We start from the raw sequence: 15,008 nt of genomic DNA, 5'->3' as shown, positions 1-15,008 counted from the left end.
CTGCCGGCATGGCCACGCCGACGGAGCTCCAGGACGTCCTGCGCGGCGCCGAGCTCCGGGTGACGCGTCCTCGCGTGGCCGTGCTGGGCGCCGTGCACGCACACCCGCACGCCGACACCGAGTCGATCATCGGCGCCGTGCGCCGCGAGCTGCCGGACGTGTCCCACCAGGCCGTCTACGACTCGCTGCACACGCTCACCGCCGCCGGTCTCGTACGCCGGATCCAGCCGTCCGGCTCGGTCGCGCGCTACGAGTCCCGCGTCGACGACAACCACCACCACGTGGTGTGCCGCTCCTGCGGCGCCATCGCCGACGTCGACTGCGCCGTGGGCCACACGCCCTGCCTGACCGCGTCCGACGACTCGGGCTTCACGATCGACGAGGCCGAGGTCGTCTACTGGGGCCTGTGCCCCACCTGCTCCGCCGTACGCAACCCCCAGTGAGACCCCCAGTGAGACCCGTGGAAGGAAACACATGAGCCAGGATGGATGCCCCGTCGCGCACAACGGACAGGGGAGCGAGAGCGAGAACCCGGCGCTCGACGCGCCGACGCCGAAGACCGGCGGCCGTCCGCACACCAACCGGGACTGGTGGCCCAACCAGCTCGACCTGTCGGTGCTGCACGCCCACTCGTCGCAGGGCAACCCGCTGGGTGCCGACTTCCGCTACGCCGACGAGTTCGAGAAGCTCGACCTCGCGGCACTGCGGCGCGACGTCGTCGAGGTGCTCAACACCTCCCAGGACTGGTGGCCGGCCGACTTCGGCCACTACGGCGGCCTGATGATCCGCCTGAGCTGGCACGCCGCCGGCACCTACCGGATCTACGACGGCCGCGGCGGCGCCGGCGACGGCGCGCAGCGCTTCGCGCCGCTCAACAGCTGGCCCGACAACGGCAACCTCGACAAGGCCCGCCGCCTGCTGTGGCCGGTCAAGCAGAAGTACGGCCAGAAGATCTCGTGGGCCGACCTGCTCGTCCTGGCCGGCAACATCGCGCTCGAGGACATGGGCTTCACGACGTTCGGCTTCGGCTTCGGACGTGAGGACGTCTGGGAGCCGGAGGAGATCTTCTGGGGTCCCGAGGACACCTGGCTCGGCGACGAGCGGTACGCCGAGGAGCGCGACCTCTCCGAGAACCTCGGTGCCGTCCAGATGGGCCTCATCTACGTCAACCCCGAGGGCCCGAACGGCAACCCGGACCCGCTGGCCTCGGCCCGCGACATCCGCGACACCTTCGCGCGGATGGCGATGAACGACGAGGAGACCGTCGCCCTCATCGCCGGTGGCCACACCTTCGGCAAGACCCACGGTGCCGGCGACGCCGACCTGGTGGGTCCGGAGCCGGAGGGTGCCCCGCTCGAGGAGCAGGGCCTCGGCTGGAAGAGCGCCTACGGCTCCGGCAAGGGTGCCGACGCGATCACCTCCGGCCTCGAGGTCACCTGGACCACGACGCCGACCCGGTGGAGCAACGACTTCTTCAAGATCCTCTTCGGCTACGAGTGGGAGCTCTCGAAGAGTCCCGCCGGGGCGCACCAGTGGGTCGCCAAGGACGCCGAGGACATCATCCCCGGGCCGGCGGCGGACTCACCGAAGCGCAAGCCCACGATGCTGACGAGCGACCTCGCCCTGCGCTTCGACCCGGCGTACGAGAAGATCTCGCGGCGCTTCCTGGAGAACCCCAACGAGTTCGCGCTCGCGTTCGCCAAGGCCTGGTACAAGCTCCTGCACCGCGACATGGGCCCGGTCGGCCGCTACCTCGGCCCCTGGGTCCCCGAGCCGCAGCTGTGGCAGGACCCGGTCCCGGCCGCCGAGGGCGCGCCGCTCGGTGCCGGCGACATCGCGACCCTGAAGGAGAAGGTCCTGGCGTCCGGCCTCTCGGTCGCCGAGCTCGTCTCGACCGCGTGGGCCTCGGCCGCGACCTTCCGCTCGACCGACAAGCGGGGCGGCGCGAACGGCGCTCGCATCCGCCTGGAGCCGCAGCGCGGCTGGGCGGTCAACCAGCCGAGCCAGCTCACGAGCGTCCTCGACCAGCTGGAGGGCATCCAGGCCGAGTTCAACGGCGTGGGCGGCGCCCAGGTGTCGCTGGCCGACCTGGTCGTGCTCGCGGGATCGGCGGCGGTCGAGAAGGCCGCCGGCGACGCCGGCGTGCAGGTGACCGTCCCGTTCCACGGTGGTCGCACCGACGCCACCCAGGAGCAGACGGACGTCGACTCGTTCGCGGTGCTCGAGCCGCGCGCCGACGGGTTCCGCAACTACCTCCGGTCCGGGGAGAAGCTCCAGCCGGAGACGCTGCTCGTGGACCGGGCCTACATGCTCGGCCTGACGGCACCCGAGATGACCGTCCTCGTCGGCGGGCTGCGGGCGCTCGGCAACAACGTCGACGGCGCGCAGCACGGCGTCCTCACCGACCGTCCGGGCGTGCTGAGCAACGACTTCTTCGTCAACCTGCTCGCCGCGGGCACCGAGTGGAAGGCCGCGGAGTCGCAGGAGAACGTGTACGAGATCCGCGACGCCGCGAGCGGTGACCTGAAGTGGACGGCGACTGCCGTCGACCTGATCTTCGGGTCGAACTCGCAGCTGCGGGCGCTCGCCGAGGTCTACGCCAGCGCCGACGCCACGGAGAAGCTCGTGCACGACTTCGTCGCGGCATGGGTCAAGGTCATGGAGACGGACCGCTTCGACCTCGCCTGATCGCTCCGGACGAAGGGGCCCGCGCCACGGCGCGGGCCCCTTCGTATATTTCCCACAATTCCCCCTTTACGGGGGATTTCACCCGCTCGTGTGGGTGCCACGCTGGACGCCTCGGGTGAAGGCGGGAGGACGTGGTGGAGGACCAGCGCGACGCGGCCGCCGCCGATGGCCTCGGGCTGCTGGCGGCCCAGTCGTCGGCGGCCCGGTCGGCCATCTTCCCGGCCAAGCTGCGACCCGCCGCGAACCCGGCGTACCTGATCCCACGTCCGCGCCTGCACCAGCTGCTCGCGCCGGAGACGCTCGCGCCCGTGACCCTGGTCGTGGCGCCGGCAGGCTCCGGCAAGTCCTCCCTGCTGCGCAGCTGGGTGAGCGAGGCCGGGATCCCGTACGCCTGGCTCTCGCTCGACGAGTCCGACCGCGACCCGGTCCAGCTGTGGCGCGGCATGCTGGCAGCGCTCGAGGGGGTCGCGCCGGGGTGCGCGGTGTCCGCCGCGGACCAGCTCCGTCGGATCGGTGGCGTCCCGGACGCGATCGGCGCGCTGCTCGACGACCTCGAGCAGCGCGACGTCGGGCCGGCAGTCCTGGTGGTCGACGACCTCCAGCTGGTCGACGCCGTCGATGCCGTCGCGTCCTCCCTGTCGCTCTTCGTGCAGCACCTCCCGACGTGGCTGCACGTGGTGGTCTCGAGCCGGCACGAGCCGCGGCTGCCCGTCCACCGCCTGCGGGCCCGCGGGCAGCTGGGCGAGGTCCACTTCGCCGAGCTCCGCTTCACCCTCGACGAGGCCGTCGCGATGCTGGCGCGACTGGTGCCGGACCTCGATCCCACGCTCGCCCAGGAGACGGCCGCCCGCGCGGGCGGCTGGGCGGCAAGCATCCAGATCGCGGCCCTGTCCGCCCGGTCGGCCCAGGCCCAGGGGGAGCGCTACCTCCCGCAGCCCGGTGACGGGGGTCGCTACCTCGCCGACTACGTGTGGCACGAGGTGCTCGCCGCGGAGAGCGACGAGCTCGTCGACGTGCTCCTCGCGACGTCCGTGGCGGAGCGGATCGACCCGGGGCTCGCCCAGATCCTGGCCGAGCGACCGGACGCGGGCGACCTGCTCAGCGAGGCCGAGGCCCGCGGGCTCTTCGTCACCTGGATCGAGTCCGCCGGGTGCTTCGAGATCCACCGGCTCGTGCGCACGGCGCTGCTGTCGGTGCTGACCGAGCGGTCGCCGGAGCGGGTCCGCCAGCTGCAGGGCTGGGCCGCGGGGTGGTACCAGGCGCACGGCCAGGCGCTCCCCGCGCTCGACTACTGGCTGCGTGCCGACCGGCCGCGCGACGCCCTGCGGCTGCTGGCGTCGCAGGCGCAGGCGCTGTACGACGGTGGCCACGAGAGCACCATCCAGCGGGTGATCGCGGCCGTCCCCGACGAGGTCGCGACCCAGGACCTGGAGGCGATGCTGGACTTCGCCTGGGCGCACCTGCTGCTGGACCGGCGCCGGTTCACGTCACTGGTCGACACGGTGAGCCGGTCGATGCGCGACGACCTCGACCTGCCGGGAGCGCTCGTGGCGCGGCTGGAGGTGCTCCAGTCCATCGCGGCCACGCTTCACGGGCACTGGGCCGACGGCGCCTCGCTCGCCCGCTCGGCGCTCCAGGAGCTGGGGGAGACCTGGTGGGTCGACCCGCTCGGGCAGTTCGCCTGGAACATGGTCGCGCGCGACGTCGCGTTCTCGGAGCGGTGGGACGAGTCGGGACGGGAGGCGCGCGGCGTCCTCCGGGCCCTCAGCGTCGTGCCCGAGCGCCGGATCGCCATCCAGGGCACCCGCGCCCTCGGTGAGGCGCTGGCCGGGCGGCCGGTCGACGCACTCCGCGTGATCGCGGGAGCTCGACAGGCCGCTGAGATCGCGAACATGTCGATCCTGCGCGCCGAGGCGACGACGGCCGAGGGCATCGCGCACCGTGAGCTCGGGGACATGGTGGACGCGATGCCACACCTGCTCGAGGCCGCGGAGGACTGCCTCGAGCCGACCCCGCACTGCGTGCTGCTCGCCCGGCTGCAGCTCGTGGGTGTGCGCATCGACGAGGGCGACCTGGTCTCGGCCGCTCGCTTCTTCGGGCAGGCCGCCGAGCTCGTCGACACCGAGCTCACCGGGCCGGGTGCCCGCACCTGGCTGGCGGCCACCGGCGCCCAGCTGGCGCTCGCCGCCGGCGACGTGGAGCAGGCCCGCGGGTGGGCGGCCCAGGTGGTGGACCCGTTCTGGTCGCCCGCCACCAGCGCCCGGGTCCTGCTCGCGAGCGAGGAGCGCGGCCCGGCGTACGACGTGCTCAAGGCGGCGGAGCCGCGCTGCCTGCGCCACCAGGTCCTGCTCGACCTGATGCTGTTCCGGGCCGACGCAGCGCCCGAGGAGGCGGAGCGCCACCTGCTCGAGGCGGTGCGGATCGCGGCCGGTCACGGGCTCGTGCAGACGGTCGCGTCCGAGGGTGCGGAGATCGTCGACGCGGTCGAGCGACTGGCCTGGCGGGCGCCCACGTCGTGGTTGGACCGGCTGCGTCGCGCGGCCGTCCCCGGAGGTCAGGCGCCGGAGAGGGTGGAACAGTTCCCCATCGAGCAGCTGACCGAGCGGGAGCTCGAGGTGCTCCGGATGCTCCCGAGCCGGCTCACCCTGCGCGAGATCGCCGACGAGCTCTACATCTCGATCAACACCTTGAAGTTCCACCTCAAGGTCATCTACCGCAAGCTGGGCTGCACGTCGCGCGCCGAGGCCGCGGAGACGGCGCGGTCGCTCACCGCGCTCAGGCGGGTTCAGCCGTCGAGCACCCGCCGACGTTGAACCTCGTACTGCTCCAGCGACAGCAGGCCCTGGTCGACCAGGCGCGCCAGCTTGCGCACCTGGGCCGCCTGGTCGACCAGCCCGGACGAGGGGGCCGACTTCACCGCCACCGGGCTGCGGCTCAGGAGGTCGGCGCGGTGCCGACGGGCCACGCCGCCGACGGCGGCCTCCGCCCGGCGCCGGCCGATCCGCTCACCGGCCGTGACCTGGCCCCCGGCCGCGCGCGCGGCCGCCGACACGGCTCCCGCCCACCGGTCCTCGACGAGGAGCAGGAGCGCGGCGACGCCTGGTGCCAGCGTCACGGAGGCGAGCTCGATGTCGTGGAGGCTCAGCTGCACGCCCGCGCCGTCGGCGTCGACGACCGCGGCCAACGGTGCGAGCTCCGCCTGGTCGGCGAGCTCGCCGACGGCCACCTTGGTCCGGCCGTCGGCACGCACCAGCAGCACCGCGTCGACGACCCGGATCGCGCCGGTGGCGACGGTGTCGGCCACGGCCGCGGCGACCGAGGCCAGGCCGTCGACCGTGGCGGCGGAGACGAGGACGTACTCGAGCAGGTCCAGGTCGGGCTGGTCCTGGGTCATCTGCATCACCCGCCTGGTCGTTGCGTCGCGAGGATCGTTGCAGGGGTACGGGTGGCCCGACACCACCCCGCAGGGGGTGAGGTCGAGCCACCCGGGGCGCGGCGATGCTGACCCACACCCGACCCGGAAGGCGCGCCCATGCCCTCGACGACCGCTGGACCCTCCAAGGTCGCCGCCGCGTCGGGCGCGATCCTGCTCACCCTGGCGTCCGGGCAGTTCCTGATGACCCTGGACAGCTCGGTGATGAACGTGTCGATCGCCCAGGTCGCGGCCGACATCGGCACGACGATCACCGGCGTGCAGACCGCGATCACCCTGTACACGCTGGTGATGGCCACCATGATGATCACCGGCGGCAAGATCGGCACGATGATCGGGCACCGCCGGGCCTTCGCGATCGGCTGCGTCATCTACGGCGCCGGGTCGCTCACCACGGCGCTGTCGCCGAACCTGACGGTGCTCATCCTCGGGTGGTCGGTGCTCGAGGGCCTCGGCGCTGCGCTGATCATGCCGGCGATCGTCGCCCTCGTGGCGGCCAACTTCGCGGCAGCGGAGCGGCCCCGCGCGTACGGCCTCGTGGCCTCCGCCGGGGCCATCGCGGTGGCGGCCGGTCCGCTGATCGGCGGCGCGGTCACGACGTACTGGACGTGGCGGCTGGTGTTCGCGGGCGAGGTCGTCGTGGTCATCGGCATCCTGGCGATGACCCGCCGGATCCAGGACGCCGCACCGGGCGGACGGGCCCGGATCGACCTGGTCGGCGCGGTGCTCTCCGCGCTCGGCCTCGGCCTGGCCGTGTACGGCGTCCTGCGCTCGGGCGAGTGGGGCTGGGTCAGCGCGAAGGCTGGCGCACCCGAGCTGCTCGGCATCTCGGCCACCGTCTGGCTGGTCGTGGCCGGCCTGATCGTGCTGCGGGTCTTCGTGTGGTGGGAGATGCGGGTGGTAGAACGCAGCCGCGAGCCGCTCATCGACCTGGCCATGCTGCGCAACGCCCGGCTGGTCGGCGGGCTCACCATGTTCTTCTTCCAGTTCCTGCTGCAGGCGGGGCTGTTCTTCACGATCCCGCTCTTCCTCTCCGTGGCGCTCGGGCTGAGCGCCCTCGACACGGGGATCCGCCTGCTCCCTCTGTCGGTCACGCTGCTGATCGCCGCGATCGGGATCCCGCGGCTCTGGCCGCAGGTCTCGCCCCGCAAGGTCGTGACCTGGGGGCTCGCCGCCCTGCTCGGTGGCATCGTCGCCCTGATCGGCGCCCTCGAGGCGGGTGCCGGTCCGGAGGTCGTGACCCTGCCGTTGCTGCTCGCCGGGCTCGGCGTGGGCGCGCTCTCGTCCCAGCTCGGGGCGGTGACCGTGTCCGCCGTACCCGACGAGCGCAGCGGCGAGGTGGGCGGTCTCCAGAACACGGCGACCAACCTCGGTGCCTCGCTGGGTACGGCGCTCGCCGGCTCCGTGCTGATCGGCGCCCTCTCGGCGAGCTTCTTCCTCGGCGTCGAGAGCAATGACGCGATCCCCGACTCGGTCACCGACCAGGCGCAGGTCGAGCTGGCCAGCGGCATCCCGTTCGTGTCCGACCCGGACCTGGAGGCCGCGCTCGCCGACACCGACCTCAGTCCGCAGGCCGCCCAGGCGATCGTCGACGAGAACGCGGACGCGCGGCTGGTCGGGCTGCGCACCGCGCTGACGGTGCTCGCCGTGATCGCGGCCATCGCCATCTTCCTGACCCGGCTGCTCCCGACGAAGCCCGTCGGCTCCGAGACGGCAGACGGCTGAGCGCGGGCACGCCGGGGTAGTCCCTGACGGAATGGTCTCTGGGAGCGCGACCACCGGGCCGAAACGTCAGGGACTACCCCAGCGGCGGCTCGGAGCGGGCACCTAGTGGAGGCCGACCTTGAGGGCGACGACCAGGAGGCCGAGGCACAGGCCGGCGACGGCGCTGCCGATCCGGCCCCAGGTGTCCAGGCCGCCGCGGACGCCGGCCAGGTAGCTGTAGGTCGTCAGCAGCGCGATCGAGGCGATCAGTGCGACCCAGGCGGCGGTCTTCAGGTCGGCGCCCAGCAGGTAGGACACCAGCAGGACCCCGAGCGGGACGATGGAGGCGCCTGCGATCGGCGCGGTCTCGACGAGCGCGTGCCGGAGCGCCTGGAGCGGGTGGTGGTGATGGGTCAGTGAGCTTCCGATGGTGACGGCGTGCAGGTGCGCGATCCAGTAGACGGCGACCGTGCCGAGGATGACCGCACCGAGCTGGGCGATCGACTCCTTGGAACCGGCGCTGTAGGCGATCGCGGCGGAACAGACCACGGTGCCCGTGATGGCGCCCTCCCCGCCACGAACCAGGCCCAGCAGGTCGCGGCGGCCGGGCTCAGCCACCGCCGAACGTCTCGAGCAGCGTCTCGCGCTCGGCCTCGGTGAGGTTGGTGCTGATCAGCCGGCTGTCGCGCCCGTGGAAGCGCTCGCCGAGGCGGTCCATGTCCGCGTCCTCGGTGACCAGGAACAGCGCCGAGGTTCCTGGGGTGACCTCGGTCCGGATCCGCTCCAGGTCCTCCTTGGTGATCCCGGTGCCGGCGGTGGCCTTGGCGAGCGCGCCGATACCGGCGCCGAGCACGATCCCCGCCACCGGGATCGCGAAGAGCGCTCCGCCGAGGATGCCCCACAGGGCGCCCCAGGCGGCGCCGCGCTTCGGGCCGTCGTGCTTGTGGTGGAGCTCGGGCTTGTCGGCGTCGTGCTCCCACACCATGACGGCGTGGTCGACGATCGTGACCAGGCCGTCGGACGCAGCGGCCTGCAGCGAGGACTCGGCCTGCAGCGCGCCGTCGGGGTCGTCGAACTTCCACACCGTGAACGTCGTCATCGTCACTCCTTGTCGAGCGCGGCCGTGAGTGCGGCCAGCGCGGTCCGGGTCTTCGCCTCCTGGGGGGCGGCGAGGTCGACGCCGTGACCGGCCAGGAAGATCTTAGTCTCGGCAGCGGCCTGGAAGGCCTCTGCCGGAGCCGCCTTGGTCGAGAGCTCCAGCAGCCGGGAGCCGTCCGGCAGGAACCAGAGCTCGGCGACCATCGGCCGGGGGAGTCCGCCCGGCTGGAACTTGCACTTGAGCAGGTGCACGGGGCCGAGCACGCGGAGGTCCCCGACCGTCACGTCCTCGGGCAGGCGTGCCGTCAGCAGCGCGAGCTGGGGCTCGGCGAGCACGTCCGCGACGGATCGCCCGCCGTCGTACAGCTTCTTCACCTTGCGGTCGGACACCTCGGCCGTCAGGGAGCACGAGCACACGTAGCCCGCCGGGGACGCGTCGACCTCGACCTTGAACCCGGGCAGCTCACGCAGCCCCTCGGGGACGTCCTCCGGCAGCATCGGCCGCAGCTTGACGGTCGCGTCGCCGGACTTGCGTTGCGTACGCCGGGCCCGGACCACCAGGCCGGCCGCGGACAGCCGCAGGTCGGGGGTGTCGATGAACGCGACCTGGCGGACCTGGGCGTCGAGCGGGTCGATGCCCAGGGCGCCGATGACCCCGGGGCGGTCCTGGTCGGAGACGGTCAGCTTGAGCTCGACGGCGTCGACGCCCGGCAGCAGCGCCAGGATCCCGGCCAGCTGGTCGGAGGTGTACGCAGGGAGGGTGCTCATGCGGTGGCTCCTCGCTTCCGGATGCCGAGCTTGACGGCCTCCTCGACCACGAGCAGCGAGGCCGCGAGGCCGAGGCAGGTGGACCACTGCCCGAGGTCGAGGCCGGTCGTGTCGAAGATCCGCTCCAGGAAGTCGAGGGCGGTGATGGCGATGATCGCGAGCAGCGCGAGCGCGTACCGGCGCAGCTGGACCACGCCGGGCAGCGAGTCGCGGTCGAAGATCGTGCCGGTCTGGTCGCGGCTGAGCAGCGCGCCGACGAGGTGGAAGAGGGACAGGGTCGTCAGCAGCATGGTCGCGGCCAGGATCGCGTCGCCCTGGTGGTCCCCGATCTGGTACGCCGCCAGCGCGCCGACCGTCATCACGGCGCCCTGCACGCAGAGCCGGATCCAGTTGTTGCGGGAGAGCACGGGCGCGCCGAGGGGCCGGGGTGCTCGCGACATCAGGCCGCGGGCCGGCTGGTCGAAGCCGAGCGCGAGGGCCAGCGGGATGTCGACGACCATGTTGAGCCAGAGGATCTGCAGCGGGTTGAGCGGCGCGCCGGCGGCGATGCCGAGGACGCCGGCGCCGACGAAGATCGCGATGTAGGCCACCAGCGTCGACATCTGGAAGCGCAGGTACTTCAGCAGGTTGTCGTAGAGCGCGCGACCGTAGGAGACCGCGCCGACGATGGTCGCGAAGTTGTCGTCGGTCAGGATCATCACCGCGGCCTCCTTGGAGACCTCGGTGCCGGTGATGCCCATCGCCACGCCGATGTCGGCGGTCTTCAGCGCGGGTGCGTCGTTGACGCCGTCGCCGGTCATCGCGACGACGTTGTTCTTCTCCTTGAGGATCCGGACCAGGCGCACCTTGTCCTCGGGTGCGACCCGGGCGATCACGCCGATCTCGTCGATCTCGGCGCTGAGCTGCTCGTCGCTCATCGCGGCGAACTCCGTGCCGGTCACCGCCCGGCCCTCGATGCCCAGCTCGCCGGCGATGGCGGCGGCCGTGGTGGCGTGGTCGCCCGTGATCATCCGGACCCGGATGCCGGCCTCGTGGCACTCGGCGATGGCGACGCGGGCCTCCGGCCGCGGCGGGTCGACGATGCCGACCATCGCGAGCAGCGTCAGCTCCTGGACCACCCCGATCAGGTCGGCGCCGGCCGGCAGGCTGCCGGGCTCGAAGTCGCGCTGGGCGACCACCATCACCCGCTCGCCGGCGTTCGCGATCTGGTCGTTGGCCTCCAGCGCGAGCCGGCGGTTGTCGTCGGTGATCGCGACCACGGTGCCGTCGGGGTGGCGGTACGTCGTGCTGCGGGCGATCAGCACGTCGGGGGCGCCCTTGACGTAGCAGCGCACCACCGGGCGGCCGTCGGCGCCGGTCATGTCGTGGAAGGTCGCCATGAACTTGTAGTCGGAGTCGAACGGCACCTCGGCCACCCGGGGGAGCGCGGCCCGGGTCTCGGCGATGTCGAGCCCGCCCTTGGCGCCGAGCGCCATCAGGGCGCCCTCGGTGGGGTCGCCGATCAGGCTCTCGCCGTCGAGCACGGCGTCCGCGCAGAGCACCATCGGCAGCAGGTAGGGGTCGAGGTCGTGCCGGTCCCCGCCGACGTGCCGGATCTCGCCGGCGGTGCTGTAGCCCTCGCCGGTGACCGTGAAGCGGTTCTGACCGGGGATCACGATCTCGCGGGCGGTCATCTTGTTGAGCGTCAGCGTGCCGGTCTTGTCCGAGCAGATCGCCGAGGTCGACCCGAGCGTCTCGACCGCCGGCAGCCGCTTCACGATCGCGTTGCGGCGCGCGATCTCCCGGGTGCCCATCGAGAGCAGCGCCGTGACGACCGCCGGCAGGCCGGTCGGGATCGCGGCGACGGCGAGCGCGACGCCGGTGATGAAGAGGGTGTCGAAGGACTGCCCCTGGGCGAGGCCGAGGAGCACGACGAGGACGAGCGCGACGGCAGCGATCGACGCGATGATCTTCGACAGCGAGTCCAGCTGGCGCTGGAGCGGCGTCTTGCTGGTCTCGGTGTTCGCGAGCATGTCGGCGATGTGGCCGATCTCGGTGTCCATGCCGGTCGAGGTCACGATCATCTCGCCGCGGCCCCGGGTGACCGAGGTGTTCATGTACGCCATGCAGATCCGGTCGCCGAGGGGGACGTCCGTCCCGACCACGGGGTCGGCCGTCTTGCCCACCGGCAGGCTCTCCCCGGTGAGGGCGGCCTCCTCGATCTCGAGCGTGGCCGCGAGGGTGACCCGGCCGTCGGCGGGCACCCGGTTGCCGGCCTCGACCAGCACGACGTCGCCCGGCACCAGGTCGGCGGCATCGATCTCGACGGCCAGCCCGTCCCGGCGTACGCGCGCGATCGTCTTCATCATCTGCGAGAGCGCCTGCACGCTCTCCTCCGCCTTGGCCTCCTGCCGCAGGCCGATGACCGCGTTGAAGACGGTCAGCCCGGCGAGCACGACGGTCGTGCCCGTGTCCTGGGTGACCAGCTGGTTGACGAGCGCGGCGGCGAGCAGCACCAGCTGCATGAAGTCCTCGTACTGGCGCAGGAACGCCCGCCAGGCAGGCTCCCGCTTGCCCCCCGCGAGCGCGTTCGGGCCGAGGGTGGCCAGCCGGGCGGCCGCCTCCGCGGCGCTCAGACCGCGGGTGACGTCCACGCCGAGGCTCGCGGCGACCTCGTCGGCCGTGGCCGAGACCGGGTCGGCGCCCTGCGGTGCCGGGGCGAGCGCGGCGTTCGTCATGGACCCGATCGTCGCCACCACGCGGGTGGTCCCGCTTCACCCGCCGCGGGGTGGGGCCCAACCACCCACCCGCGTGTGACGGTGCCTCGCAGGAGCACTCGACCTAGGAGGAACCCGGATGACCCAGCTGGACGTAGGACCGATCGACTACCTCGCCGTGGAGATCCCCGGAGCGAGGATGGAAGGGGAGGGGCTGGCCGCGCTCGTCGACCTCACGGAGCGCGGGATCATCCGGATCCTCGACCTCGTCGTGGCCACCGTCGCCGAGGACGGCAGCTTCGCCGTGGTGGCGCTCACCGACCTCGACGGGGACGGCGTGCTCGACCTCGCCGTCTTCGAGGGGGCCCGGTCGGGGCTGCTCGACGAGGACGACATCGCGCAGAGCGCGTCCCTGGTGCAGCCGGGCAACGCGGTCGCCGTGCTGCTCTACGAGAACACCTGGGCCGGCCCGTTCGTCACGGCGATGCGCAACGTCGGCGCCGAGGTGATCGCCAGCGGCCGGATCCCGGCCGACGACGTCGTCGCCGCGCTGGACGCCCTCGAGTCAACGGAAGCCTGAGAGGAAACGGACATGGGACTGATTGGTGGAATGGCCCGCACGGCCGTCGTCGCCGGCACCGCGACCGCGGTGTCGAACCGGGTGTCGCGGCGCCAGGCCGGGCGCTGGCAGCAGCAGGCCGACGCGCAGGCCTACCAGGAGCAGCAGTACGCACCGCCGCCGCAGCAGTACGCCGCCCCGCCGCCGGCGGCGCCGGCGGCGCCCGACTCGGACGACCTGATCGAGACGCTCCAGAAGCTGGGCGCGCTCCGCGACCAGGGGATCCTCACCGACGCGGAGTTCGAGGCGCAGAAGGCCAAGGCGCTGGCCGGGCTCTAGGACGCCGTCCTCGACCCGTCGCACGGAGAGGAACGGCCCCCTCGCCTCGAGCGAGGGGGCCGTTCCCGTCGTACGCCGTCAGGCGAGCAGCTTGGCCTTCGCCTGCTGGAACTCCGCGTCGCTGATCGTGCCGGCGTCCCGCAGCTCGGCGAGGTGCTGGATCTCTCCGGCCGTGCTCGACGACCCGGCCACGCTCTGGACGTAGGAGCGCATCTGCTGCTCCTGCCGGGTGGCGTCGCGCACCGCGTGCTCGCCCATCTTGTGGCCGCGCGCGATCAGGTAGACGAAGACGCCGAGGTACGGCAGGAGGATCACGAAGATCGTCCACAGGGCCTTGCCCCACCCGCCCAGGTCGTCGCTGCGGAAGATGTCCCCGAAGACGCTGATCAGCAGCCAGATCCAGATGAAGAAGAGGAAGAACCAGAGCATGCTGAGGAAGACGTCGCCAGGGCTGTACTCCAAGACGGTGACCACGGTGAACCTCCTGCGAGAGTGCGCGCCGCCGGAGTGACGGTCGCTCGCTCATCGTGGGCAGCCCCCGGGTGGGCGGGCACCACCCGCGCCGGGGTGGAACGGTCAGCGCTGGTAGTTGCGCAGCTGCACGCTGAGCGCCCAGATCACCAGGCCGTTGAAGGCGATGATGACGATCGCCCAGAAGGGGTAGAGCGGCAGGAACGCGAAGTTCGTCAGCATCGCCAGGCCGGCGATGACCATGCCGCAGACCGGGGCCCACGACGCGCGCGTGGTGATGCCGACGCCGACGACGATGCTGACGATCCCGATGATGAGGTGGACCGTGCCCCACGCCGTCATGTCCAGCTTGTAGAGGTACTCGCTGCCCGCGGCGTACAGGTCGTCGTTGGCGATCGCCGACAGGCCCTGGAGCACGTCGAACCCGCCGGTGATGACCAGCAGGACGCCCGCGAACGTCGCCGTGAAGTCGGCGGCCATCCCGCGCGTGGAGTAGTCGATGTCGTTGCGGGATTCAGGGCTCATGCGGGCGCCTCCTCGTGGCCGGTGCCCCGATCGTCGGCCGGAGGTGGGTGGCCCCGCACCACCCTCGGCGGGGTGGGCGAAGGCAAGGCTCACCTTTCTGGAATCGTTCAAGAAAAGGTGGTTGGGTGATGGTGATCCCGACGGAAGGAACATCCCCCATGAGCGACCTGCTGCACACCGAGCAGACCACGCACACCGCCACCCCGCCGTTCACCGCCTCGGAGCGGCTGGCCACCCACCTCCAGCAGCTCTCCGTGGACCTGATCGACCTGCACCTGGTCGGCAAGCAGGCGCACTGGAACGTCGTCGGCCTCAACTTCCGCGACCTGCACCTGGCGCTCGACGAGGTCGTCGACGCGGCCCGGGAGTTCTCCGACCAGGTCGCCGAGCGGATGCGGGCCGTCTACGTGATCCCCGACGGACGCTCCGCGACGGTCGCCGAGAGGTCGAGCCTGCCGGAGTTCCCGGCCGGCGAGGTCAACACGGCGCAGACCGTCGACCTCATCGTCGCGAGCATCTACGCCGTGACCGGCACCGCCCGCCGGATCCACGACGACGTCGACGCCGAGGACCCCACCACGGCCGACATCCTGCACGCGATCATCGAGCGTCTCGAGCAGCTCGCCTGGATGATCGACTCCGAGAACCGGGTCGCCAACGCGAGCCTGCCCCGCCCGATCCTCCGCTGACCGTTCGCCGCTGGGCCGCTGTCGGTGGGCGGTGACAG

At 72.1% G+C, this 15,008-nt stretch carries 14 protein-coding genes; 7 read left to right on the top strand and 7 right to left on the bottom strand.

Going from position 1 to position 15,008, the window contains the following annotated elements:
• Window positions 1-8: 8 nt before the first annotated feature.
• From ASC77_RS06765 to ASC77_RS06755, 3 genes are all read left to right on the top strand, one after another.
• Complete coding sequence (locus ASC77_RS06765; protein WP_056150336.1) at window positions 9-443, top strand: Fur family transcriptional regulator; 435 nt, start codon at window positions 9-11, stop codon at window positions 441-443.
• A 31-nt stretch (window positions 444-474) separates the two neighbouring features.
• Window positions 475-2,688: a catalase/peroxidase HPI gene (gene katG / locus ASC77_RS06760; protein ID WP_056150333.1), complete on the top strand. Its 2,214-nt coding sequence runs from the start codon at window positions 475-477 to the stop codon at window positions 2,686-2,688.
• A gap of 131 nt (window positions 2,689-2,819) precedes the next feature.
• Complete coding sequence (locus ASC77_RS06755) at window positions 2,820-5,501, top strand: LuxR C-terminal-related transcriptional regulator (RefSeq protein ID WP_156390964.1); 2,682 nt, start codon at window positions 2,820-2,822, stop codon at window positions 5,499-5,501.
• Here the strand turns inward: ASC77_RS06755 and ASC77_RS06750 are convergent.
• Window positions 5,474-6,082: a hypothetical protein gene (locus ASC77_RS06750; RefSeq protein WP_157560344.1), complete on the bottom strand. Its 609-nt coding sequence runs from the start codon at window positions 6,080-6,082 to the stop codon at window positions 5,474-5,476. The two genes, ASC77_RS06755 and ASC77_RS06750, sit on opposite strands and share 28 nt — an antisense overlap.
• Before the next feature lie 138 nt (window positions 6,083-6,220).
• On the opposite strand from ASC77_RS06750, the gene ASC77_RS06745 reads away from it, so the two are divergent.
• Window positions 6,221-7,846 carry an MFS transporter gene (locus ASC77_RS06745; protein WP_056150326.1) on the top strand — a complete coding sequence of 542 codons (1,626 nt, stop codon included), beginning with the start codon at window positions 6,221-6,223 and terminating at the stop codon, window positions 7,844-7,846.
• Between the two features lie 102 nt (window positions 7,847-7,948).
• Here ASC77_RS06745 and ASC77_RS06740 read toward each other — a convergent pair whose 3' ends face one another.
• From ASC77_RS06740 to ASC77_RS06725, 4 genes are read right to left on the bottom strand one after another with little or no spacing between them, the layout of a single operon-like run.
• Window positions 7,949-8,443, bottom strand: a complete 495-nt coding sequence (locus ASC77_RS06740) for a hypothetical protein (RefSeq protein WP_056150324.1) — start codon at window positions 8,441-8,443, stop codon at window positions 7,949-7,951.
• Window positions 8,436-8,924, bottom strand: a complete 489-nt coding sequence (locus ASC77_RS06735) for a DUF1269 domain-containing protein (protein ID WP_056150323.1) — start codon at window positions 8,922-8,924, stop codon at window positions 8,436-8,438. The genes ASC77_RS06740 and ASC77_RS06735 overlap by 8 nt, the downstream gene beginning before the upstream one ends.
• 2 nt (window positions 8,925-8,926) lie before the next feature.
• Window positions 8,927-9,691: a hypothetical protein gene (locus ASC77_RS06730; RefSeq protein WP_056150321.1), complete on the bottom strand. Its 765-nt coding sequence runs from the start codon at window positions 9,689-9,691 to the stop codon at window positions 8,927-8,929.
• Window positions 9,688-12,408: a cation-translocating P-type ATPase gene (locus ASC77_RS06725; RefSeq protein ID WP_056150464.1), complete on the bottom strand. Its 2,721-nt coding sequence runs from the start codon at window positions 12,406-12,408 to the stop codon at window positions 9,688-9,690. The genes ASC77_RS06730 and ASC77_RS06725 overlap by 4 nt, the downstream gene beginning before the upstream one ends.
• A 118-nt stretch (window positions 12,409-12,526) precedes the next feature.
• On the opposite strand from ASC77_RS06725, the gene ASC77_RS06720 reads away from it, so the two are divergent.
• Complete coding sequence (locus ASC77_RS06720) at window positions 12,527-12,967, top strand: DUF6325 family protein (RefSeq protein ID WP_056150320.1); 441 nt, start codon at window positions 12,527-12,529, stop codon at window positions 12,965-12,967.
• Window positions 12,968-12,979: 12 nt separating this feature from the next.
• Window positions 12,980-13,285 (top strand): SHOCT domain-containing protein, encoded by a 306-nt coding sequence (locus ASC77_RS06715; protein ID WP_056150318.1) that lies wholly within the window; start codon window positions 12,980-12,982, stop codon window positions 13,283-13,285.
• Between the two features lie 78 nt (window positions 13,286-13,363).
• Here ASC77_RS06715 and ASC77_RS06710 read toward each other — a convergent pair whose 3' ends face one another.
• Both ASC77_RS06710 and ASC77_RS06705 read right to left on the bottom strand, forming a co-directional pair.
• Window positions 13,364-13,759: an SHOCT domain-containing protein gene (locus tag ASC77_RS06710; protein ID WP_235547521.1), complete on the bottom strand. Its 396-nt coding sequence runs from the start codon at window positions 13,757-13,759 to the stop codon at window positions 13,364-13,366.
• Between the two features lie 102 nt (window positions 13,760-13,861).
• Entirely contained in the window at window positions 13,862-14,281 is a 420-nt protein-coding gene (locus ASC77_RS06705) for a hypothetical protein (RefSeq protein ID WP_056150317.1), read from the bottom strand.
• A gap of 158 nt (window positions 14,282-14,439) precedes the next feature.
• Here ASC77_RS06705 and ASC77_RS06700 point away from each other — a divergent pair, with 158 nt between their 5' ends.
• Entirely contained in the window at window positions 14,440-14,970 is a 531-nt protein-coding gene (locus tag ASC77_RS06700; protein ID WP_056150315.1) for a Dps family protein, read from the top strand.
• Window positions 14,971-15,008: the final 38 nt, after the last annotated feature.

The sequence above is a fragment of the Nocardioides sp. Root1257 genome (assembly GCF_001425175.1).
GTDB lineage: Bacteria > Actinomycetota > Actinomycetes > Propionibacteriales > Nocardioidaceae > Nocardioides.
Note: the sequence above shows the minus strand (reverse complement) of the source record. Positions and strands in the feature narration are given on the sequence as shown.